Source organism: Corynebacterium tuberculostearicum, assembly GCF_046097255.1.
In the GTDB taxonomy this organism is placed as follows: Bacteria; Actinomycetota; Actinomycetes; order Mycobacteriales; family Mycobacteriaceae; genus Corynebacterium; species Corynebacterium tuberculostearicum_J.
The window spans coordinates 115,895-137,458 of the sequence record NZ_CP175770.1 but is presented as its reverse complement, the minus strand read 5'-3'; the positions used below and the strand labels follow the sequence as shown (position 1 = coordinate 137,458).

The following is a 21,564-nucleotide window of genomic DNA, read 5'->3' as shown; positions in this document are numbered from 1 at the left end:
TGACCCTATGCGTTATAGGGTAAGCAAGGTTATTTTCCTCCTTTATTGAAAGGCTTAACCTCATGAGGATTTTCGGCCGTCGCACCATGGGCGCAGTAGCAATGCTTTCCGCCGGAGCCTTAGCTTTAGGCGGTTGCTCGCGTGGTGAGGGCGATGAAACAGCTCAGGCGACCGACGCTGCCAGCGAGCAGCGCGTGGCTAGTCTGGGTCTAGGTGATGCCGACACGCTGCTTGCCCTGGGGATCACTCCCGTAACGGTGGCCCCGTGGGGTGCTGAGGGCGATGGCGACCCTTCTGGCGTCGGCCCCTGGGCAGAGGAACTTTTGGGCGAGGCGAAGCCTGAGGTGATTTATAATACCGCAACCGGATTTACGGCGGATACCTTTGAGCAGGTCACCGCGGCGGACCCCACCCAGATCATTGCGGTGAACCAGGCGGTGGATGCACGCACGAAGGGATCCCTGGAAGAAATCGCGCCTACCACCGTCAAGCCGAACGGCTATGAAGACTGGCAGGTGCCCTGGGAAAAGCAGGTAGAGACCATCGCGGATGCGGTGGGCAAAGAAGACGAAGGCGATAAGCTTATCGATGACACCGAAAAGGCCTTCGAGGAATTCCGCCACGAGCACGCGGAATTGCAGGATAAGTCTGCGGCCATCGTCATGCCTTATGACGGCAAAATTGGCCTATACACCGAGGAGGATGGGCGTGGACAATTTATCGAGGACCTTGGCATGGAGATCCCCGATGCATTGCAGGGCGATGGCGGCAGCTTCTTCGTCGACATTGCCCCAGAAAACTACGCGAAGCTTAACCAGGTTGATTACCTCTTTGTCCTGGACTACAACGGCTCCTCAGATGCCTTGAAGAAGGATAAGACCTTCCAAGGCCTCGATGTTGTCAAGGAGGGTCGCGTGCGCTACTTGGATACCGATACCGGCAATGCCATGAGTATGCCCAATCCGGTGACCATCCCCTGGGCAGTAGATAAATTTGAAGAGAAGCTATAATTGTTAGCAACCACGAAAGACGGCCAAAAAATCCTGCCGGTTTCCACAGCAGGTAGTCCTACTACCACACCGGTATTAGCGCGGGCACAGGGGCATAAGATGCTCCTTGTCGTCTTCATCCTCGCCAGCCTGGTGTTGGCGGTGGCGTCTTTGGCGGTGGGATCCCGCTCGATTCCGCCCGGGGAGGTTATTGCTGCCTTGCACGGGGCAGGGGAGCAGGATATCCGCGATATCGTGTGGAACCTGCGCATGCCGCGCACCTTCTTGGCTTATTTCGCCGGCGCGGCCCTTGCTGTGGCAGGTGTGCTGGCGCAATCGTGGACCAGAAACCCGCTAGCGGATCCAGGATTTATTGGTGTTACCGCGGGCGCGTCCTTCTTCGTTGCCTTAGGCACGGCCATTGGCATTGCTACCTCCACCAGTATGCGGACCGCCCTCGCGCTCGTTGGCGCGGGTATTACTACGCTTTTGGTCTTAGCCGTATCGCGGCGGTTTGAGGATCCCCTGACGCTCATTCTGGTGGGCGCCGGCGTCTCCGCAGCTTTGGGATCGGGCGCGACGATCATCGGTCTATATTCCACGGACGTCCTCGATAGCATGCGGCGGTGGACTATCGGCTCGACCTTTGGCCGCGGCCCAGAAGATGTCGCGATCGCGGGCATAGGGCTAGTTATTGGCGTAGCGTGCGCGGCGATGGTGGCTAGACCCCTCGACCTTTTGGCCATGGGGGAGGAGTCCTCCCTCGCCTTGGGTGGGTCCCCCACTACCGCGCGGGCGGGCGCGGCGCTCAGCGTCGTGGTGTTGGCTGGCAGCGCAACGGCAGCAACGGGTCCCATTGCCTTCGTCGGTTTTGCCATTCCCCACATCGTGCGGCGGGTGGTGGGCCCTAGCGTTGCCACCTTGCTTTTGCCCTCTGCGCTCTTGGGCGGTTGTGCCGTGCTTGTCGCTGATATCACCGGCCGCCTCATTGCGGGGAACTCGGAGCTGGAGATGTCGATCGTCCTCGCGATAGTGGGCGCACCTTTCCTCATTTGGGGTGCTCACCGCGGCGTGGGCAGAGCATGGGGGCAATAAAGCATGACCGCAATCAGCACTATCTTAAAAGCTCAACAACGCCGCCGGCACGTGCGCGTGCTCGCTTCCACGCTGGCATTCATCCTCATCGCCCTTAGTGCGTACCTAGTGTTACTGGGGCAAGGTCCCATGGCATTGAGTCCGCGGCAGGTTATCGATGTCCTCACCGGAGGCGGCAGCAAGAACCACATCAGGGTGGTGTGGGACTTGCGCCTGCCGGTTGCCATCGCCACCGTTATCGTGGGTGCCGCCCTCGGCTTGGCCGGTTCTTGGACGCAAACCATGGCTCGTAACCCGCTGGCCTCCCCGGATATTTTAGGCGTTACCGGCGGGGCGTCGGTGCTGGTGGTCTTGGGCACCGTGCATTCGCGCCCCAGTTTCGCCGAGGGTATCCCGGAGTTTTGGTGGCGGGCATGCTTGGCGATGATCGGCGCCCTCCTCGTTGTCATCCTCCTCGCTGTTCTGGGTGGCATCGGTACGAGCAACCGCATCGTCATCATCGGTATTGCGTTATCGCTGATGTTTAACGCCCTCGTCGCGTATTTAATGCGCAGCGCCCAGATCCTGCGTGCTGCGGAGGCGCAGACTTGGCTCGCGGGATCGACTGGATTTGTGCACATGGAGGTCATCTTCCCCCTCTTGGCGGCATTAGCGCCGTTTCTCGCCATAGGTATCTGGTGCGCGCGGGAGCTGCCGCTGCTTGCCCATGATGATTCCTCCGCAACCACCCTGGGCGTAAACATCTCCCGCCAGCGAGCCCTCCTGCTTATTGCGGCAACCGGTATCAGTGCCGTGGTGGTCTCGGTGGTCGGGCCCATTGGGTTTATCGCGCTGTTGGCGCCGCACCTGGCGCGGATGGTGGCGCGCACCCCCACGCCATCACCGTTGGCATCAGCGGCCGCGGGCGCAGCATTGCTGACCGTGTGTGCTGTGATCGCCGGTGCTATCCCGGTAAATGCACCGGTGGGTGCGGTTTCCTCGGTCATCGGCGGCTGCGCCTTGGTGATAGTGGTGTGGAATGCGGCCGGGCGCAGCTAAACGTTGTGCCGCGGCACAGCAGGGGAAACGGACAAGCATCGCGCCGGATGGTGCTAGACAGTCAGACGTGGATGAAGGAAAAGAAATGAAGGATAATCAGCCTAATCAGCCTAAACAGACCACGAGCCCGAAGCCTCGGTGCAGCCTCCACGCCACCGGCATTCATGCGGGATATAAGGATGGCGAGGATATCCTTGCCGGCGTTGATCTGCACGCCCGCGCCGGCGAAGTTACCACGCTCATTGGGCCGAATGGCTGCGGCAAGTCCACGCTGCTGAAAACTCTCTCGAAAATCCTGGCCCCGCGGCAGGGCAGCGTCATGGTGGGGGAAGTTGACCTACACGCCATGTCCGCGAAGGATGCCGCGCGGCAGGTGGCGCTACTGCCACAGCACCCCGTGGCCCCCGATGGGCTGCGGGTGGGGGAGTTGGTCGCGCGCGGGCGTCATCCCCATCAAGGAAGGATGCGCGGCCTTTCCGCTACGGACCGGGAGATCATTGCGCAGGCTTGCGAGGCTACCGACATTGTGGACTTCCTCGATCGTGATATCGCTTCGCTATCGGGCGGGCAGCGCCAGCGCGTTTGGCTGGCGTTGGCCCTGGCACAAGATACGCCCGTGCTGCTTCTCGATGAACCCACGACCTTCCTCGACCCTGCCCATGCCATGCGCATGCTGGAGTTGGCCCGCGCACAGGCGCAGGCGGGAAAGACAGTGGTTGTAGTCCTACACGATCTCATGCTGGCGGGCCACTATTCTGATTCCATGGTGGTGATGAAATCCGGCGATATCATCGCTCGTGGGGCACCGAAACAAGCGCTGTCGCCGAAGGTATTGGCGCAGGCCTATGGCATCGAGGCTGAGGCCTGGGAGGATCCGCTTGGCGATGCCCCCATTATCGTTCCCCGCCGCGTCGTAGCGGCGCATTAGTGGAGAGCTGCCAATAGTGGCTGTGTGCTAGACGCTTTACTTGACCTTTCGTTGTACATCTAGAAAAGAAATTGCCACTACAAAAAGATTGAGCACGCTTCCCGCGCCGAGCAAAAAGGTGCCGATTCGATAGGAGCCTGTGCCTACGGCGGCCATATTGCCGTAGATATAGACCCAGATTCCCCAGCCAATAAGGAGTACGAGCCCGGCGAGACCGGAGAGCAGGCGGAGGCTACGAGGGGAGGTAGGTGCGAAGAACTTATAGGCGGCGTCGACAAGCGCGCAAGCTGCAAGCCCCAGACTCAGCCCGCCGGTCAACCAGACAGGAAGTAGAGCGGAGGCGCCAAAGACTACGGGCAGGATAAACGCGAGAAACGCGAGGATAAAGAGCGCGGCGTGCAACCACAGGGTGCGCTTGGTGTAGGTCATAGCGATGACTCTACTTCCTCGCGGCGCGGGGGATTGGCGCCCTTGCGGGAGACGGTGATGCCAGCGGCAGCCACGGCAAAGGACAAAATGTCTTTCCACTGCGCCGGATCCAGGGTGGTAAGGGCGGCGGCGTCCAGCCCGCGTTCATCAATCTGGGTCAGCAGGGCGGCCATGATAGTGTCGCCGGCACCGATGGTATCGGAGACGGTTACTTGCGCGGCCGGCACCGTGAGAGTGGTATCGCCCGCGCGAACGCTCAGGCCCTCGCTGCCGCGGGTGACCACTACGATGGGCACCTGCGAAATGAGGTCGTCGCCCAGGAACTCGACCTCTTCATCAGAAAGCTTAAGCAAGGTGACGTGGGGGAGTAGATCCGCTAGGAATTCTCGGTGCTGTTGGGTGGCGTAGAACGGCCGGATATTCGGATCCAGGGCGACTAACGTGCCTTGGGCGGCAAAATCCTTCAGCAGTTGCGCATAGCGGGAGGCACCAGGTTCAAGGGCGAGGGAGACCGTGCCGAAGCACGCGATATCGGCCGGGACCAGCTGTGGCTCGACCAGGCGGTCGGCCGTGCCTTCGATATAGAAGTTATAGGAGGCCGAGCCATCCTCGTGGATGGTTGTCACGGCCAAAGTGGTGGGTTCGTCGCCGCGCTGCAGGTGAGTGGTGGTGACACCCTCGGCCGTGAGGCGGCCGACAAGTTCTTGTCCAAAACCATCGGTGGAGATGCGGGACTGGAATTCCACAGCGGCGCCCAGTCGCGCCGCCGCGATGGCCACGTTAAATGGCCCGCCGCCCAGCGCCGGCGTGTGGTCGTTCAAGCTGCCAGGGGCCACTGGAACGAGGTCCACGAGGCCTTCACCGCACACATGAATAGTCATGTTTCCATAGTATCGGGGATATGAACTACCGTCCCAATTTTCACCTCGCCCCGCCGCAAGGCCGCCTCAATGATCCCAATGGCGTCTTTGTGGATGGCGATACCCTGCACGTGTTCTACCAGCACGACCCGGCGTTTCCCCGCAAGCCCAAGCGTACGGGCTGGGGGCATGCGACGGTGAGCGTATCGGCGCCTACGCCGTGGCAGCACCACCCCGATGCCTTATACCCGGACCTGCCCTATGACAAGGATGGCTGCTACTCGGGTGGGGCGGTGGTTGATGGCACCGACGTCTGGCTGTTTTATACGGGCAATTTGAAAGATGATGGCCGTCGCATTCCGTCCCAGAACCGCGTGCGTGCCATAGACCCTTCGGGCCCGGAGGGCGGCATCTACCTTCGCGACGAGAATAATCCCCTGATTCCGGACTCCCCGGAGGGCTATACCGGGCACTTCCGGGATCCACAGATCACCCGCGATGGCGATGGCTGGCGGATGGTCATCGGTGCCCAGACCGAAGACGAGCGCGGCACCATTGTGCTGTACCGATCGCAGGACCTGGCCCAATGGGAATTCCAGGGCGAGATTTCCTTCGACGATCCTTCGCAACTGCCTGGGGGCTACATGTGGGAGTGCCCCAACCTCCTCACCTTGGGCGATAAGCAGGTCCTCATCTTCTGCCCCCAGGCAGAAACGGATCGGTGCGGATATATCGTGGGCACGCTCGATGGCCTGAATTTCCATATTGAGCGCGGTTTTACCCTCCTTGACCATGGCACCCAGTTCTATGCGCCCCAGGCCACCGAGGACGGCATCCTACTGGGGTGGATGGGCATGCCCGCCCAGGATGACACCCCAACGGAAGGCTGGGTCCATACCTTGACGCTGCCGCGCCGCATCTGGCTGGAGGATAACTACCTGCATCAAGAGCCGCTGTGGTCCGCCCTGCCGGAGACCCACGGGCGAGAAGGCTTTGGCTCCACCATCGACATCAAGGGCGAAGGCTCCTTTGCTCTTATCGACGCCGCCGGGGACGAAGCCTTCCGCGTCACCCAACGCGACGGGACCATCGCCTTTAACGGCGGCGATCCCATCGACTGCCCGGATGGGGAGATGCGCTTGATTGCTGATGGCTGCGCCGTTGAGGTCTATGCCGGTGGCGGTCGCATCGCCGCGTCCTTCGCCGTGTTTGGCGAGTCCCCCTGGCAGGGGTGGGAGCCGCGCGGGTAGGTGTACCCGGAACCGGTGAAGTTGCCAACACTCCGCCCGAATGTGTGGACTTAGGCCCGAATCCCGGCTGTAATGGAAATAAGCAGTCACGTTCGGCAATTGGATGTGAGCCATTACACTGAAGGGCTCTTCTATGGATCACAAGGAAGTAGCCGCCCGCACGCTAAAAGCACTGGGCGGCGAAGACAACATCATCGCACTCGCGCACTGCGCCACGCGCCTGCGCATGGTGCTGCAAGATTCTGACAAGGTAGACACCGCCGCGTTGGATAATGACCCCGACCTCAAGGGCACCTTTGAGGCCGGCGGCATGTTCCAGGTCATCGTCGGCCCCGGCGACGTCAATATCGTCTTCCAGGAAATGACCAGCCTCATTTCTAAGGACGTGGCCGTATCCACCGACCGCCTGAAAGACATCGCTGCCGAATCCGGCAATTGGTTCAGCCGTGCGGTCAAGGTGCTTGCGGATATCTTCGTTCCGCTCATCCCGATCTTGCTTGGCGGCGGTCTGCTCATGGCGCTCAACAACGTCTTGACGGCCGAAGGGCTCTTTGGTGACCAATCCCTCATCCAGATGTTCCCCGCCTGGGAAGGCTTTGCCGGCCTAGTGAACCTGCTCGCCTCTGCGCCGTTTGCCTTCCTGCCCATCCTCGTCGGCTTTACCGCGACGAAGCGCTTCGGCGGAAACGAGTTCCTCGGCGCCGGTATGGCCATGGCGATGGTCATGCCCGATTTGGTCAACGGCTACAGCGTGGCCGAGGCGATTGAAAACGGTGAGATGTCCTACTGGAACATCTTCGGCTTCGACGTCGCCCAGGCCGGCTACCAGGGCTCCATCCTGCCCATCCTGGTGATTTCGTGGATTCTCGCCACCTTAGAGAAATTCCTGCACAAACACCTCAAGGGCACGGTGGACTTCATGCTCACCCCACTGCTCACCCTGTTGATTACTGGCTTCCTGACCTTCATGGGCTTGGGTCCCATCCTGCGCACGGCCGGTGAGTGGCTGGGCATGGGCCTGGCCAACCTCTATGACTTTGCCGGTCCCGTCGCTGGCTTCCTCTTCGGCCTCGTCTACTCGCCGATTGTGATTACCGGCCTGCACCAATCCTTCCCGCCGATTGAGACGATGCTGTGGAACGAGGGCGGCTCCTTCGTCTTCCCGATTGCCTCCATGGCCAATATTGCCCAGGGTGGCGTCGCGCTCGCCGTGTACTTCCTGGCCCGCTCCGAAAAGCTCAAGGGCCTGGCCGGTGCGTCCGGTATTTCTGCCCTCTTTGGCATTACCGAGCCCGCCATCTTCGGCGTGAACCTCCGCCTGCGCTGGCCGTTCTATATCGGCATGGCAGCATCTGCTATTTCTTCTGCCTTCATCGCCATCTTTGGCGTGCTTGCCGACGCCCTCGGTGCCGCCGGCTTCATCGGCTTCGTCTCCGTCCCCCGTTTCGTCCCGACCTTCCTGTTGTGCGGCGTTATCTCCTTCGTGGTTGCCTTTGTGGGTGCGTACCTCTACGGCCGCGTGCTCATTCGCAAGAATGGCTCCATCGACCCGGATGAGGTCAACCCTCCCGCAGCCGAGGCACAGGCCGCCGCAGCCACCCCGGCTGCGGTAGCTGCCGACGATGCGTGCACCATCTTCTCCCCGCTGGAAGGCACCGCTGTACCACTGTCTCAGGTCAGCGACCCCATGTTTGCTGGCGGCAAGCTGGGCCAGGGTGTAGCAATCGAGCCGACCGTGGGCAAGCTGGTTGCGCCTGCCGACGGCAAAATCACCGTCACCTTCTCCTCTCATCACGCCTACGCCATCCGCACCAAGGACCCGGCGGTGGGAAATATCGATATCCTCATGCACATTGGTTTCGATACGGTAAACCTCAAAGGCGAACACTTCACCTCCCACGTCACCAAGGGTGATGAAGTAAAGAGGGGAGATGTCCTTGCCGAATTCGATATCGACGCCATCAAGGCCGCCGGCCTCCCGGTAACCACCCCAGTGGTGGTCTCCAACTCCAAGAAGACCGGCCCTGTTATTCCTACCGAGGCCTTCCGCCCCGGCGAGCTCATTGGCTCCGGCACCGATATCTTTACCGTGGATCCCAAGCCCGCCGCAGTACCTGCGCAGACAGCCTCGCCGGCTTCCGAATCCGCGTCTTAATCCGCATCCTTAAAAGCCAACGGTGGGCTCTCGAGCCCATCACATTAGGGCCATCCCATTAGGTCCATAGTGATCAGGCCGATCTGAGGAAAACCACTCCTCAGATCGGCTTTTTCTACCTCAATTAAGCCTGATCAGATCGGCCTTAAATCGGATGGGCCCTTGATTCTGCGTGAACGCAGTTTTAGTCAGGCATACAAAAAGCTGTGCCGGCCGGACCGTAGTCCGACCGGCACAGCCAGTCTCAGTTTCAGACCCTACTCAGTAGGGGAGTTCTTTCTTAAGCGAAGAACTTGCGGCGCGCAGCGAAGGCGCCAGCAGCAACCATTGCAGCTACGGCCAGAGCAGCCAGAGCCTGTGCAACGGAGTTGGAGCCGGTCTCAGCGGCCATGCCGCGAACGGAATCGGTGCCCTCGCCAGCAGCCGGTGCAGCAGGTGCGCCAGCCTGTGCGGCGTCACCCTCGGCCAGCTTGCCGCCCTGAGCAACAACCTCATCCTTGTTGGCGTTCAGCATCTGCTCGGAAGCAGCCTTCTCCTCAGCGGTTGGCTCCTGGCCCTTGCGTGCCTCGTCCTTAACGTAGGTCTTGCCGTCCTGGGACAGGTACCAGGTGATGCCACCGATAACCAGGGCAGCCGGAAGAGCCAACCAAGCCAGCTTCTTCTTGTCGAAGCCAGGCTTCGGATCCTCAGACGGGAATGCCTTGGCGTAAGCGTCGCGCATCTCGTCGGTGATCTCTTCGTTCACCTTAGCTGGGTCGTTAACGTAGATAGCCGGATCCTTCAGGCTCTGGTACCACTCGTTGCCCTCTGCGTCTTTCTTGGTGGCTGGGGCAGGGATGCCCTCTTCTTCGGAGCCCTCGGAGTCTGTACCCTCGGCGTCGGCTGCGCCTTCAGTATCGGTCTCGGTTCCAGGGGCTTCAGAATCAGTGTTTTCGCCATCCTCGGACTGCTGACGCTCCCAGATAGCGCGAGCCTGATCTTCAGTGAGGATAGGCGCGGACTTCTCGCCGGCTGGGTTCTCAAAGCGGTCGCGTGGTGCGTAGCTGCCGTCGGACTGCTTGTCGTAGGTAATACCATCGGCTTCGATGGAAGCTGGTAGTGGCATCTGAGCCTGGGCAACAGCTGCGCCGCCGAAGGCGAGTGCGCCAGTCAGTGCTGCAGCGGTCAGAGTCTGTGGCAAACGCTTCATGTGGTTCTCCTTAAGGGAATGTGTTGTTACGCGCATCCGGTGGAGGTACGCGCCAAAAGATATGAGTCGTTCTCGACGCCAATCACGATAGTCACAGAATTCACAGTTGTCACGCTGGAAACATTAGATAACTGTAATTTTCATGCGTTGCAGGTGTGGGAAACCGGACAAAATGGAACGGGTGTGCGGCTGAAATTGCACTAAAAACCTTTAGGGTGTTGGGTAAATCTGCAGATAATGCGGTTAACTTCTCCATGTATGCGTGTCATTGCATTCGAATTTAGGGACCAAGGGGTAGGCGGGGGTGTTGGCGAAAATAAATTGGGAGGGGAGGGGGTGTCGGCAAGTGCTAAGCGGTGTTTTGGTATAGGCGCTGGCGTGTGGTTGAATGTATAGGTTGCAAAAGCTGGTCGGCCCGTAGCGGTGCGTTTCCGAACCGCCGGTCCGAGACCCTTCGGCATAGTCCGTTGTCAAGGCTTGAGCATCGCAAGTTTGTAGACCGCGTGCGGCAAGGACGGAAATCTTACCGCACATCAATCCAGGTCAGGAGACCTATAGTGATTCAGCAAGAATCGCGTCTGCGCGTCGCCGACAACTCTGGTGCACGTGAACTGCTGTGCATCCGCGTTCTCGGCGGCTCTGTCCGACGCTCCGCTGGCATCGGCGACGTCATCGTCGCGACTGTCAAGGACGCCGTTCCAGGCGGCAACGTCAAGGAAGGCGACGTAGTTAAGGCCGTTATCGTCCGCGCCAAGAAGGAGACCCGTCGTCCGGACGGCTCCTACATTCGCTTCGACGAGAACGCTGCAGTTGTTCTCAAGGGCGATAGCGAGCCCCGTGGTACCCGTATCTTCGGACCGGTTGCTCGCGAACTTCGTGACAAGCGTTTCATGAAGATCGTTTCTCTCGCACCGGAGGTGATCTAGTCTTATGAAGATCCATAAGGGAGATATGGTGATCGTCATTTCGGGCCCAGATAAGGGCGCGAAGGGCAAGGTCATCGAGGCATACCCAAAGCGTGACAAGGTCCTCGTTGAGGGCGTTAACCGCATCAAGAAGCACGTCGCTAACTCCGCTACCGAGCGTGGCGCCGAGTCCGGCGGAATCGTTACCCAGGAAGCTCCGATCCACGTGTCCAACGTTGCGATCGTTGACTCCGAAGGCAACCCGACCCGCGTGGGCTACCGTTTCGACGAGAACGGCAAGAAGGTCCGTATCGCGCGTAGCAACGGGAAGGACATCTAAAAATGAGCGAGAACTACACCCCGCGTCTGAAGACTCGCTACCGCGAGGAAATCCGCAAGTCCCTGAATGACGAGTTCAACTACGACAACGTCATGCAGATCCCTGGTGTCACCAAGGTTGTTGTCAACATGGGTGTTGGCGAAGCTGCACGTGACTCCAAGGTCATCAACGGCGCACTCGAGGACCTGACCGCTATTACCGGTCAGAAGCCGCAGCTGCGTCGCGCTAAGAAGTCCATCGCGAACTTCAAGCTTCGTGAGGGCATGCCTATCGGCGCACGCGTTACCCTGCGCGGCGACCGTATGTGGGAGTTCCTGGACCGCCTGCTGACCATCGCGCTGCCACGTATTCGTGACTTCCGCGGTCTGTCTGATCAGCAGTTCGACGGCCACGGCAACTACACCTTCGGCCTGTCCGAGCAGTCCATGTTCTACGAGATCGACATCGACAAGATCGATCGCCCTCGTGGTATGGACATCACCGTCGTTACCACCGCTACTAACGACGACGAGGGCCGCAAGCTCCTGCGCGAGCTCGGCTTCCCGTTCAAGTAAATAGAGCGCTAAGAATCCCAACTCCCCGAAAGGGGCGTTGGGATTTTTTGGTTTTGAGCAGTGCTGGCGGTCGGCGGGGCGGAGGCGATGGTGATAGCCGGCTTAGGCGCTTTCGGCTTCCGTGTGCGTGGTGCCCTCGTACTGCCAGCCGACGACCGCGTTGCGTACCGCTGGCTCCAAAGGGTTGGCAGGTTGGATGCAGCTAATGGTGAGCAGGCGGCCGGGCATGGGGCCATCGCCCCAGATAGAGGCGTCGTCGGAAAGCCCTTGCTTATCCGGGTCGTGCAGATCGGTTGCGGTGTAGATGAGCCAGTTCTGTCCGGAATTGGCGGTGCGCACGTAGAGCTTGTCTCCCAGATGAACTTTGTGCTCATTGGCAGAGCCATCGTAGAGATTATTGAACACGCCTGGCACGCCCGCCCCGGTATGTCCGGCGATGACGACGACGTCTTGGGCCGTGGTGCCTGGCAGCGAGTAAGGGCGATCATCGGCAGTGTAGGTACAGGCCTTATTCATGGTGTCTGGATTGATAGCGCCATTGACCACGCGGCAGGAACCATCCTCAAACTCCGCGTGTACCTCGATGGCGGGGATGAAGAGCTCTACCGCGGGGGAAGGGTCGATAGCAGGCGCCTCTTGGGCAGTGACCTCGTTGGTCTCCAGGCCTTCGGGCGGATTGACCACGCGATTGATGGTGCTGGCGATCGCTATCGTGGCGACGATTCCCACAACGACGCGTAGGATGCCAGAGGTTTTCCATGCTTCTTTGATGCGGTGCCACAGGGTGGGCTTGCGGCGCTGGCGAGGGAGGGAGGTGTCCTCGATGCGGCGCGGCGGGCGGCGGCGTTGTTGTTGGCGGGTGCGCGACTCGGCCTGGCGCCACTCGCGATCCGCATCTGTGTGCTGGGAACGCGATGGAACGTGCCGGCGCCCGTTAGTGGGAAGCCGATTCGGTTCCCTCCGCGGCCGGTAGTGGGAATCCATGCGACCTCCGAAGAGAAGATTAGGGGCTAGGGGAAAGCCTTAGCTTACAACGAAAGGACGCGCGTACCGTGAATTGGCTCGGAAACAGGTGGTCAGGATAGGATTAGAGGGATTGAATTCGCTCTGATTAATGAGGTAAAAATTGTCTCTCAATGATGCTGCCAAGGCGGCAGCTGTCAAAAAGGTCACCTTGTTGGATGAATCTTTCTCTCGCTTTGCGGTGCGCTCCACGTTGGCGGGTGTGTACCTGTGCATTGGTACCGCCTTCGCCGGTGTGGTTGGCCAGGCCGTCAATGGAGTAGCGCCAGGGATGGGCGCAGTGGCATTTTCCTTGTTCTTCGGTGTGGGCCTGTTCGCCATCTTGCTCTTAGGCGCGGAGCTGGCTACCGGCAACATGATGTACATGGTCTATGCCGCCAGCAATAAGCATGTGTCGTGGGGTAAAGCGCTCTACTTGCTGCTCATTACCACCATTTTTAACCTGGTAGGCGCGATCATCTTTGCCGCCATCATGGCTATGTCCGCCAAATTTGCAGACCTGGATCCCTCGCACCTGTTGGTTACGGTTTCTGAAGGAAAACTCACCAAGTCCCCACAAGGCATGCTGGTAGAGGCCATCGCGGCAAACTTCGTGGTCAATATGGGCATCGTCGGAGCCGTCTTTGCCAAAGACGCGGCGTCGAAGTTCTTTGTCATTATCCCGATTATCGGTGCCTTCGTAGCGTTGGGCTTGGAGCACGTTATTGCGAACTTCTGCCTGTTTAGCATCACGCTATTCGCCTCCGACCCGGTTCCGGCAGCTTTGACGGCCGGCAACGTGGCGCTCAATTGGATCCTGGTGTGGATCGGCAATTTGATTGGCGGCGGTCTGCTGATTGGCGGCGTATACGCCTGGCTTAACCGTGGGCCGGAGGCTTACCGCGACTAGGCGAGCTCGCCGGAATACAGATTAAAGCGGTCGCCGCGAGCGAAGCCGACGAGCGCCATCCCGGTTTCGCGGGCCGTCTCTACGGCCAGGGAGGAGGCGGCGCTGACGGCAACGAGCATGCCGAATCCGGCCATCGCGGCCTTTTGGACGAGCTCGAAGCTGGCGCGGGAGCTCATCACCAAAATGAGGTCATCTGCGGGGAGTCGGTCTTCTAATAGGAGGTGGCCGATGACCTTATCCGCGGCATTGTGGCGGCCGATATCCTCGCGTATGACTACCGGTTCACCGTCCAAGGTGAAGGCACCGGCGGCGTGAATGCCGCCGGTCTTTTTAAATTGCTTCTGCTCGGCCCGGAGCTTGTCTGGCAGCTTGGCGACGACATAGGGGTCCACTGGTATATGCGGAATCGGGTAGCGGGTCTGCTTAGCCAAAGCCTCGATAGAAGAGGTGCCGCATACGCCGCAGGCGGAAGTGGTGGTGGTTAGCCGCAGATCGCTCAGGTCCAGTACGTTCTTCTTCGCCAGATCGATGTCGAGCAGGTTGTAGGTATTCATGCCGTTGACGGTGGCGCCGGCGCAGTAGCGGGCCTCGGTGACGTCGCTAAGCGAAGCAATATGGCCCTCTGAATGCAAGAACCCATGCGCCAGCTCAATGTCATGGCCAGGGGTGCGCATGGTGGTGGTGATGGTCTGACCACCCGCGCGGATCTCGAGGGGCTCCTCGCCGGCGACGGTATCGGCGCGGGTATCGACCTGCAGGCCATCTCCCAGGCGGACCTTGGTGACGGCAAAGGTAGAGTTCTTGCGGCCGGCCATTACTGCAGCTCCTGCTTCAAGACATCGATATTGCTGCGGGCTTCCTCTACATTGCTGGAGGCTAGACCCACGAGGAAGGCAGTAAGTGGGGCCGCGGGGCGGGAGCGATTGTGCGCAACGTCCTTGGTGAGGTCCAGGATCTCGCGGGTGAGTGCGGTTGCCTCCTGAGGATCGAGGCCGAGGTGACGGGCGGCTTCTTCGAGCCACTCGTGTGCGGATTGGATGGGGTCCTCGTGTGTTTGGCTCATCACCATCTCCTTATATACGTTCGTGCTGGTCTCGACTCTAATGAAGGCGCTAGATTATTTGGAAAACCGCAGGTTATGGCGTAGCATAGTACCTCGTGCTTGCGCCGAGGCGTCAGCGTGCCCCAATCAATGCGGATTTTGGCGCGCTGAGCTGCAGAAAGCGCCGAGCCGATGCAAGAACTGAACATCAACTTTGTTGTAGGCCCCTCGCCGTAGATAGCGGACCGTTGTCTGAATCAAAGGGTGGCGAGCGCCTTACGGTATTGACCGTAGGGAGCGTGAGTAGCCCGAAATCACACGGAGAACGCTTTGGTGAGCACGGGAACCGCAACGAGAAAGGTACACGGTCACTCATATGACTATGACTGATCCTATTGCCGACATGCTGTCGCGCGTGCGCAACGCAAGTAATGCGCACCATGACACCGTGTCGATGCCTACCTCCAAGCTGAAGGCAAACATTGCCGACATCTTGAAGCAGGAAGGCTACATCGCTGACTACACCGTCGAGGGCCACACCCTGTCCCTCGAGCTGAAGTACAACAACCGCGAGCGCTCCCTGTCTGGCCTGCGTCGCGTGTCTAAGCCGGGTCTGCGTGTGTACGCAAAGTCCACCGAACTGCCACAGGTCTTGGGCGGCCTGGGCGTGGCTATCATTTCCACGTCCCACGGCGTGCTGACTGACCGTCAGGCTGAGGAGAAGGGCGTAGGCGGAGAAGTTCTCGCCTACGTCTGGTAAAGGGAGGTTTGACACATGTCTCGAGTCGGTCTAGCACCAATCGCCGTACCGAACGGCGTCGAAATCAAGATCAACGGCCAAGACGTTGAGGTTAAGGGCCCTAAGGGCACCCAGAGCGTTAACGTTCCAGAGCCTATCGCCATCAACCTGGAAGACGGCGTACTGTCCGTCTCCCGCCCTGATGACCACCGCAAGCACCGTGCTCTGCACGGTCTGTCCCGCTCCCTGCTGAACAACGCCGTTGTTGGCGTGACCGAGGGCTACACCATCAAGATGGAAATCTTCGGTGTCGGCTACCGTGTCCAGCAGAAGGGTAAGGACCTGGAATTCAGCCTGGGCTACTCCCACCCGATCCTCATCGAGGCTCCGGAGGGAATTACCTTCGCAGTGGACGGCGCAACCAAGCTGTCCATTACCGGTATTGACAAGCAACTAGTCGGACAGATCGCCGCTAATATCCGTCGTCTGCGTAAGGACGATCCTTACAAGGGCAAGGGTATTCGCTACGAGGGCGAGCAGATCCGTCGCAAGGTCGGAAAGACGGGTAAGTAAGCAATGGCAAACACTGAAAACACCAAGCGCACTCCAGTCGGCAAGGACATCTCCTCCCGTCGTCGCGAAGCACGCGCACGCCGTCACTTCCGTATCCGTAAGACCCTGCGTGGCACCCCTGAGGCACCGCGTCTGGTTCTTCACCGCTCCTCCCGTCACATGCACGTCCAGGTCATCGATGACCTGGCAGGCCACACCCTGGTCTCCGCATCCTCCATGGAGGCGGACGTTCGTGCACTCGAGGGCGATAAGAAGGCCAAGGCTGCCAAGGTAGGCGAGCTGGTTGCCGAGCGCGCTAAGGCCGCTGGCATCGAGCACGTCGTATTTGACCGCGCAGGCTACAAGTACCACGGCCGCGTCGCTGCGCTGGCTGACGCCGCACGTGAAGGTGGTCTGAAGTTCTAATGATCATCGTCAACGGAAACATCAACGGAAGGAACGCCTAATGTCGGACCGTGAACAGCGTGACGGCGGACGCTCCGCCGAGAACAACAAGAACAACCGCGGTGGCAACGGCCGCCGCAACGATCGTCGTAACCAGCAGGACAACGAGCGCGATAAGTACATCGAGCGCGTTGTGACCATCAACCGCGTCTCCAAGACCGTTAAGGGTGGCCGCAACATGTCCTTCACCGCCCTCGTCGTCGTCGGTGATGGCCAGGGTCAGGTTGGCGTTGGCTACGGCAAGGCCAAGGAAGTCCCAGCCGCAATCCAGAAGGGCGCTGAAGAGGCTCGCAAGAACTTCTTCCGCGTTCCGATGATTGCCGGCACCATCACCCACCCGGTTGAGGGTCGCGACGCAGCTGGCATCGTCATGATGAAGCCTGCCGCACCTGGTACCGGTGTTATCGCTGGTGGTGCTGCTCGTCCAGTGCTCGAATGCGCTGGCGTGCAGGACATCCTGTCGAAGTCCCTGGGCTCCGACAACGCACTCAACGTCGTCCGCGCTACCGTGGACGGCCTCAAGCAGCTGGTCCGCCCTGAAGAGGTTGCCGCACGTCGTGGCAAGTCCATCGAAGAGGTCACCCCGGCCCGTATGCTGCGCAAGCGCGCAGGTCAGGAGGCATAAGCAATGGCTCTGAAGATTACACAGGTAAAGGGCCTGGTGGGCACCAAGCCGAACCACCGCAAGAACATTGAGGCTCTCGGCCTCAAGCGCATCGGTCAGTCCGTAGTCAAGCAGGACACCCCGGTCGTTCGCGGTATGGTTCACAAGGTTCGCCACCTGGTCACCGTCGAAGAAGTGGCAGGGGAGTAAACCATGGCTGATATCATCAAGCTGCACGACCTGCGCCCAACCGCAGGAGCAAACAAGCCTAAGACCCGCGTCGGCCGCGGTGAGGCATCCAAGGGTAAGACCGCTGGTCGCGGTACCAAGGGCACCGGTGCTCGTAAGCAGGTTTCCGCTGCTTTCGAGGGTGGCCAGATGCCGATCCACATGCGTCTGCCTAAGTTGAAGGGCTTCAAGAACCCGAACCATGTTGAGTACCAGGTAGTTAACGTTGCTGACCTGGCTGAGAAGTTCGCAGATGGCGGCGACATCACCGTTGCTGACATCGCAGCTGCTGGCCTGGTCCGCGCTAACAAGCCGGTCAAGGTTCTGGGCAACGGCGACATCAACGTTAAGTTGAACGTCACCGCTGACAAATTCTCCAAGTCTGCTGTAGAGAAGATCGAGGCTGCTGGCGGTTCCGCCAACACCAAGTAATCTCCTCTAGGTAGATTTCATCCCCCTCTCCGCACACGCGGGGCAGGGGGATTTTTGCGCTTCTTGGCGGGCACACTGGGGTCGGAGCGAATAGTGGGGGCGGGCAAATGTCAGCAATTGCCGCCATAAATAGTTGACAGGAAACCTTTATTAATAAATAAGGCTGCGTGTATAGAGATTTATATTCACGAATGTTAGAGTCTCCCTTAGTTGAAAATCATCAAACGTTAAGGAGACTCTTATGTCGTCTATTTCTTCCCTGCTCGCTACCACAATTGCTGCGATTATGCCGTTTGCGGGCTCCACCGGACCGGTCGATGCCCAAGACCAGCTGTCCCAGCCGGATCCTGCGGAAAACGCTCAAACCGCACCGGCCGAGGCTGGCGAGCAGACCGCTCAGGACCAGCAGCCGGGTGCGCACGCTGAGAAGGGTCGTATTACCGGTGACAAGGAAGATGTCATCAACGGTGACGCAGAGGGCACCGAAGAGGTCGATCCAGGGTTCAACGGCGGCAACCTGCAGAGCGGCAAGCTAGCCGTGCAGCGCGAGCTGGCACTTGCTACCCAGGAGGCCGGCCACGAGTTCATGAATATTGAGTTCAAGGACGATCACTCCGCCCACTTGACCTTCCCGGAGACCTATAACCCGGACAAGGATGAGGCCGCTGTGCAGCGCGTCATGGATGCGCTGAAGGTTAACGGTTTCGAGAACATCACCGCTGCCTACTAAAGCGCGGGAATCCTAGATAAAGGCAAAGAAGAGGGTGGAACGCCTGGGAAAGGCGTTCCACCCTCTGTGCGTATCAGGCCGTGCGGGGTGGGGGGGCTAGGCCTCGTCCACGGTCTTTTCGTATAGGCCAGGGAAGCGGTCATCTGGGTCGGTAACCGCCTTAATAGTCGAAGGAAGGCTGCCACCGTAGAGCTCTTCGAACTTCTCCCGGGAATAGAAGGCCTCGGAGTAGAGGGATTTGTGCCCGCCTAGCTCGTTGACCTTGGATTCGATAACTTTGTTGAAGGCGCCATTATTCGGCGCGGATGGATTGACGTGGTCGCCGTCCACGCCGGACCAGAAGCCGACGTTGACCCAGGTTTGTCCGGGGCGCAGCGGGTAGAGGGGCCATGGGTCGCCGGAGTCAGAGGCAATGTCGCCGGTGCCTACGAGCTCGTCCACGCCATCGCGCAGACGGATGGGGCACAGCCACACCGGTTGAATATCGGAGGCGTTAAAGAACCAGTGGAGGAATTCCGGCAGGTTCTCCGGTGTGACCTCAATATCCTGCACCACGCGCTCGGCGCGCGGCTTGCCGTGCGGCTTTTTGATGAAGTTATATTCCAGCTCGTACTTGCGGTCGAGGCGGACCAGCTTCCAGTAGAAAGAGCTGCGGCGAAGCTCGCGCGGCCACACCTTACGCACCTTCGGGTTCTGCGCACCAAAAGCGCGCGAGCACCAGAACCAGTCGGTATCCCAGCGCCAGATGTAATCGCGGATGGTGAGGCGATCGCGGCGGATACCAGAGGCGTGCTGAAGGCTGCGGTAGTAAATCTTGTCCCGCGTGTAATCGGAGGTTGGGCCCTCTTCATCGGTAAAGCGGGCGAAGACGAGGTAGGCCTCATCTTCGGAAAAGACCACGCCGTCGAGGCCGTGGACGGGCTCGCCGCGGTGGGTGTGGGAAGAGGCGACGTCGGCAAGCACGCGGCTTGCTTCCTCCACGGTGTGGAAACGCTCTTCGCGGAGCTCTACAAAGGCGGGCACGGGTTCCAGCTCAATCTTGAGGCGCACCGCGTAGCCCAGCGAGCCATAGGAGTTGGGGAACAGGCGGAAGAGATCCACATTCTCCTCGCGGGAGCAGGTGAGAATCTCGCCGGTGCCGGTAAGGACATCCATCTCCAGCACGGACTCGTGGGGGAGGCCGTTGCGGAAGCTGGTGGATTCCACGCCCATGCCAGTAACCGCACCACCCAAGGTAATGGTCTTAAGCTGCGGTACGACGAAGGGCATCAGGCCATGGGGCAGGGTGGCATCCACGAGGTCCTCATAGGTGCACATGCCTTGCACATCGGCCGTGCGGGCGACTGGATCGACCTCAATGACGCCGCTAAGGCCGGATACATCGAGGCCTTCCTGCTCCTCGCTGCGGCTACGGAAGAGATTGGAGGACTTCTTGGCGAGGCGCACGCGTTTTTCGGCCGGGACAGCACGGAAGCTCGCCAGCAGCTTGTCGACGCCCTCTTGGTGCGCCGTCCATCCCACCGGCTCAATGGGCATGGCATCCACCGGCCGCGGCTGGGCAGCGGCGAGGCGTTCGCGCAGATTATCAATGAGAGTCATGGCACCCCTCCTTAAAAGCGGCTATCTTCCCACCAGCGGCGCTCGGGCACACCGGCGCGGGAGCCGGCCTCGCCCAGCTTGACGCCGAGGAAGTGATACAGGTTGATGATATTTCGCTCAAAGCCCCACTCAGATCCGGCCATATAAATGCCATAGAGGCGAGCGGTGGGCAGGCCCACGGTGGCGCAGGCCTCATCCCAATTGTCCTTTAGGTTCTCGCACCAGTCATGCAGCGTGCGCATGTAATCAAAACGGAGGGACTCGGTGTGGATGACTTCGAAGCCATTGTCTTGCATCGCCTTGGTGACGTTGCCGGATCCGGTGAGCTCGCCGTCCGGGAAGATATAGCGGTCAATGAAGCCGCCCTTGGGCGTCTTGTGGTTATCCGGGTAGGTGATGTTGTGGTTGAGCATGAGGCCGCCGACCTTCAATTTGCCGTGGAGGAACTTGAAGAAGTCGTTGTAGTTCTTCACGCCAATGTGCTCGATAATGCCGATGGCGGAGATAGCATCGAAGCCCTCTTCGGTGATATCGCGGTAATCCATGAAGCGAACTTCCGCGAGGTCTTGGAGGCCTTCCTCCTCAATCTTGCGCTGGCCCCACTCGGCCTGTTCTTTGGACAAGGTGACGCCGATGGACTTCACGCCGCGGCGCGCCGCGTAGCGCACCATACCGCCCCAGCCACAGCCCACATCCAAGTGGCGGTCGCCTTCCTTGAGGCGGAGTTTGTCAAAGATGAGGCGGTACTTATTCTCCTGCGCTTCCTCTAGCGTGGCGTCCGGGGAGGGGTAGTAGGCGCAGGTATAGGTCATCGAATCGCCCAAGAAAAGCTCGTAGAAATCATTGCCAACGTCATAGTGATCAGAAATGACATCAGCATCGCGCTGTTTCGAGTGCTTGGATAGGCCGTCGTGTAGCTTGCGGCGCAACCAGGAAGCCCGCTCCACCTCAGGGACCGGCTGGATCTGGAAGGCGCCCATGGACGCTAGGGAACGAACGACGCGGGCCAGGGTCTTGGCGTCCGGCTTTTGGAATTTGTCATACATGGCATGCAGCGCGTCAAAAATGCCATAGGGGTGGGCCGGGTGATCGCCATGCACCGTAATGCCGTCCGTGACATAAGCGCGCGCAAATCCCACGTCGCCGGGGTGGGTAGCGATAAAGGAGAGGCCCTCGAGACTATTAATAGTCACCTTGTACTGGGCGTCTTCCGGTCCGGTCGCGGACCCATCGAAGGCCTCCCAGCGGAAGGGGTTGGGGCTAGGGACAAAAACGTCGATGATCTCAGCAACGGTCATCGGCGTGAATTTCTTGCTCATAAGTACTTCTTTCGAAACATTTGGTTCACACCAATAACGGCCTCGGAGCGCATAGCGCTGTGAGGTCGGAGATATTTCAGGAGAATTGCGTGTGCGCAATACCCCCTCATGGTAAACCCCGGATGCAAAACGCGCGAAAGGACAAGCAATCATGGTCACACTATTGGGGCTTAATGTGGCTATGCGGAGCAAGGCTGGTAGGGTAATGGG

At 59.8% G+C, this 21,564-nt stretch carries 25 protein-coding genes; 17 read left to right on the top strand and 8 right to left on the bottom strand.

Translation table 11 applies throughout. The features are described 5' to 3' along the window. The first annotated feature begins 62 nt into the window (after positions 1-62). The 4 genes from ACKFRY_RS00690 (at position 63) to ACKFRY_RS00675 (ending at position 4,050) form a co-directional block, all read left to right on the top strand. Positions 63-1,010: an ABC transporter substrate-binding protein gene (locus ACKFRY_RS00690; protein ID WP_005322837.1), complete on the top strand. Its 948-nt coding sequence runs from the start codon at positions 63-65 to the stop codon at positions 1,008-1,010. A 99-nt stretch (positions 1,011-1,109) separates the two neighbouring features. Further along, positions 1,110-2,084 (top strand): FecCD family ABC transporter permease, encoded by a 975-nt coding sequence (locus tag ACKFRY_RS00685; protein ID WP_408922984.1) that lies wholly within the window; start codon positions 1,110-1,112, stop codon positions 2,082-2,084. Positions 2,085-2,087: 3 nt separating this feature from the next. Further along, positions 2,088-3,122, top strand: coding sequence for an iron chelate uptake ABC transporter family permease subunit (locus ACKFRY_RS00680; protein ID WP_250413069.1), 1,035 nt, complete (start codon positions 2,088-2,090; stop codon positions 3,120-3,122). 85 nt (positions 3,123-3,207) lie between these two features. Beyond that, positions 3,208-4,050, top strand: coding sequence for an ABC transporter ATP-binding protein (locus tag ACKFRY_RS00675; RefSeq protein ID WP_250409611.1), 843 nt, complete (start codon positions 3,208-3,210; stop codon positions 4,048-4,050). A gap of 36 nt (positions 4,051-4,086) precedes the next feature. Here ACKFRY_RS00675 and ACKFRY_RS00670 read toward each other — a convergent pair whose 3' ends face one another. Both ACKFRY_RS00670 and ACKFRY_RS00665 read right to left on the bottom strand, forming a co-directional pair. After that, positions 4,087-4,479: a multidrug transporter gene (locus tag ACKFRY_RS00670; protein WP_005322825.1), complete on the bottom strand. Its 393-nt coding sequence runs from the start codon at positions 4,477-4,479 to the stop codon at positions 4,087-4,089. After that, complete coding sequence (locus ACKFRY_RS00665; RefSeq protein WP_408922983.1) at positions 4,476-5,360, bottom strand: carbohydrate kinase family protein; 885 nt, start codon at positions 5,358-5,360, stop codon at positions 4,476-4,478. The genes ACKFRY_RS00670 and ACKFRY_RS00665 overlap by 4 nt, the downstream gene beginning before the upstream one ends. 20 nt (positions 5,361-5,380) lie before the next feature. Here ACKFRY_RS00665 and ACKFRY_RS00660 point away from each other — a divergent pair, with 20 nt between their 5' ends. Both ACKFRY_RS00660 and ACKFRY_RS00655 read left to right on the top strand, forming a co-directional pair. Further along, positions 5,381-6,589: a glycoside hydrolase family 32 protein gene (locus ACKFRY_RS00660; RefSeq protein WP_005322822.1), complete on the top strand. Its 1,209-nt coding sequence runs from the start codon at positions 5,381-5,383 to the stop codon at positions 6,587-6,589. Between the two features lie 133 nt (positions 6,590-6,722). Continuing rightward, complete coding sequence (locus ACKFRY_RS00655) at positions 6,723-8,744, top strand: sucrose-specific PTS transporter subunit IIBC (RefSeq protein ID WP_408921525.1); 2,022 nt, start codon at positions 6,723-6,725, stop codon at positions 8,742-8,744. A gap of 280 nt (positions 8,745-9,024) precedes the next feature. Here the strand turns inward: ACKFRY_RS00655 and ACKFRY_RS00650 are convergent, their stop codons facing one another. Continuing rightward, positions 9,025-9,933 carry a hypothetical protein gene (locus ACKFRY_RS00650; RefSeq protein WP_040424882.1) on the bottom strand — a complete coding sequence of 303 codons (909 nt, stop codon included), beginning with the start codon at positions 9,931-9,933 and terminating at the stop codon, positions 9,025-9,027. A 557-nt stretch (positions 9,934-10,490) separates the two neighbouring features. Between ACKFRY_RS00650 and rplN the strand changes: the two genes are divergently transcribed. The 3 genes from rplN to rplE are packed head-to-tail and all read left to right on the top strand — an operon-like array spanning position 10,491 to position 11,732. Continuing rightward, positions 10,491-10,859 (top strand): 50S ribosomal protein L14, encoded by a 369-nt coding sequence (gene rplN / locus ACKFRY_RS00645; protein WP_005322812.1) that lies wholly within the window; start codon positions 10,491-10,493, stop codon positions 10,857-10,859. A gap of 4 nt (positions 10,860-10,863) precedes the next feature. Next, a complete protein-coding gene (gene rplX / locus ACKFRY_RS00640; protein ID WP_005322810.1) occupies positions 10,864-11,178 on the top strand; it encodes a 50S ribosomal protein L24 in 315 nt (104 codons plus the stop codon). A gap of 2 nt (positions 11,179-11,180) precedes the next feature. Further along, positions 11,181-11,732, top strand: coding sequence for a 50S ribosomal protein L5 (gene rplE, locus ACKFRY_RS00635; RefSeq protein ID WP_200436216.1), 552 nt, complete (start codon positions 11,181-11,183; stop codon positions 11,730-11,732). Between the two features lie 102 nt (positions 11,733-11,834). Here rplE and ACKFRY_RS00630 read toward each other — a convergent pair whose 3' ends face one another. Further along, positions 11,835-12,716 carry a hypothetical protein gene (locus ACKFRY_RS00630; RefSeq protein WP_408922982.1) on the bottom strand — a complete coding sequence of 294 codons (882 nt, stop codon included), beginning with the start codon at positions 12,714-12,716 and terminating at the stop codon, positions 11,835-11,837. Positions 12,717-12,858: 142 nt separating this feature from the next. Here ACKFRY_RS00630 and ACKFRY_RS00625 point away from each other — a divergent pair, with 142 nt between their 5' ends. Further along, positions 12,859-13,644 (top strand): formate/nitrite transporter family protein, encoded by a 786-nt coding sequence (locus ACKFRY_RS00625; protein WP_005328006.1) that lies wholly within the window; start codon positions 12,859-12,861, stop codon positions 13,642-13,644. Here the strand turns inward: ACKFRY_RS00625 and fdhD are convergent. Both fdhD and ACKFRY_RS00615 read right to left on the bottom strand, forming a co-directional pair. After that, positions 13,641-14,459: a formate dehydrogenase accessory sulfurtransferase FdhD gene (gene fdhD, locus ACKFRY_RS00620; protein WP_150851462.1), complete on the bottom strand. Its 819-nt coding sequence runs from the start codon at positions 14,457-14,459 to the stop codon at positions 13,641-13,643. The genes ACKFRY_RS00625 and fdhD overlap by 4 nt on opposite strands. Next, positions 14,459-14,707, bottom strand: coding sequence for a DUF6457 domain-containing protein (locus ACKFRY_RS00615; protein WP_040424880.1), 249 nt, complete (start codon positions 14,705-14,707; stop codon positions 14,459-14,461). Before ACKFRY_RS00615 ends, fdhD begins: the two co-directional genes overlap by 1 nt. A 355-nt stretch (positions 14,708-15,062) precedes the next feature. Between ACKFRY_RS00615 and rpsH the strand changes: the two genes are divergently transcribed. The 7 genes from rpsH (at position 15,063) to ACKFRY_RS00580 (ending at position 18,436) form a co-directional block, all read left to right on the top strand. Beyond that, entirely contained in the window at positions 15,063-15,446 is a 384-nt protein-coding gene (rpsH, locus tag ACKFRY_RS00610; protein WP_005322799.1) for a 30S ribosomal protein S8, read from the top strand. A 15-nt stretch (positions 15,447-15,461) separates the two neighbouring features. Then, on the top strand, positions 15,462-15,998 hold the full coding sequence (rplF, locus tag ACKFRY_RS00605) for a 50S ribosomal protein L6 (RefSeq protein WP_005322792.1): 537 nt from the start codon (positions 15,462-15,464) through the stop codon (positions 15,996-15,998). Positions 15,999-16,001: 3 nt separating this feature from the next. Continuing rightward, on the top strand, positions 16,002-16,403 hold the full coding sequence (rplR, locus tag ACKFRY_RS00600) for a 50S ribosomal protein L18 (protein ID WP_005322788.1): 402 nt from the start codon (positions 16,002-16,004) through the stop codon (positions 16,401-16,403). 40 nt (positions 16,404-16,443) lie between these two features. Continuing rightward, entirely contained in the window at positions 16,444-17,067 is a 624-nt protein-coding gene (gene rpsE / locus ACKFRY_RS00595; RefSeq protein WP_005322780.1) for a 30S ribosomal protein S5, read from the top strand. 3 nt (positions 17,068-17,070) lie between these two features. Continuing rightward, positions 17,071-17,256, top strand: coding sequence for a 50S ribosomal protein L30 (rpmD, locus tag ACKFRY_RS00590; RefSeq protein ID WP_005322779.1), 186 nt, complete (start codon positions 17,071-17,073; stop codon positions 17,254-17,256). Positions 17,257-17,259: 3 nt separating this feature from the next. Further along, the gene (rplO, locus tag ACKFRY_RS00585) at positions 17,260-17,706 is read left to right on the top strand and encodes a 50S ribosomal protein L15 (RefSeq protein ID WP_005322777.1); all 447 of its coding nucleotides are present in this window, start codon (positions 17,260-17,262) and stop codon (positions 17,704-17,706) included. Positions 17,707-17,947: 241 nt separating this feature from the next. Next, positions 17,948-18,436 (top strand): hypothetical protein, encoded by a 489-nt coding sequence (locus ACKFRY_RS00580; RefSeq protein ID WP_408922981.1) that lies wholly within the window; start codon positions 17,948-17,950, stop codon positions 18,434-18,436. 96 nt (positions 18,437-18,532) lie between these two features. Here ACKFRY_RS00580 and ACKFRY_RS00575 read toward each other — a convergent pair whose 3' ends face one another. After that, positions 18,533-20,035, bottom strand: coding sequence for an FAD-binding oxidoreductase (locus ACKFRY_RS00575; RefSeq protein WP_408922980.1), 1,503 nt, complete (start codon positions 20,033-20,035; stop codon positions 18,533-18,535). A gap of 11 nt (positions 20,036-20,046) precedes the next feature. Then, a complete protein-coding gene (locus ACKFRY_RS00570; protein WP_204610220.1) occupies positions 20,047-21,354 on the bottom strand; it encodes a class I SAM-dependent methyltransferase in 1,308 nt (435 codons plus the stop codon). Positions 21,355-21,564 lie beyond the last annotated feature (210 nt).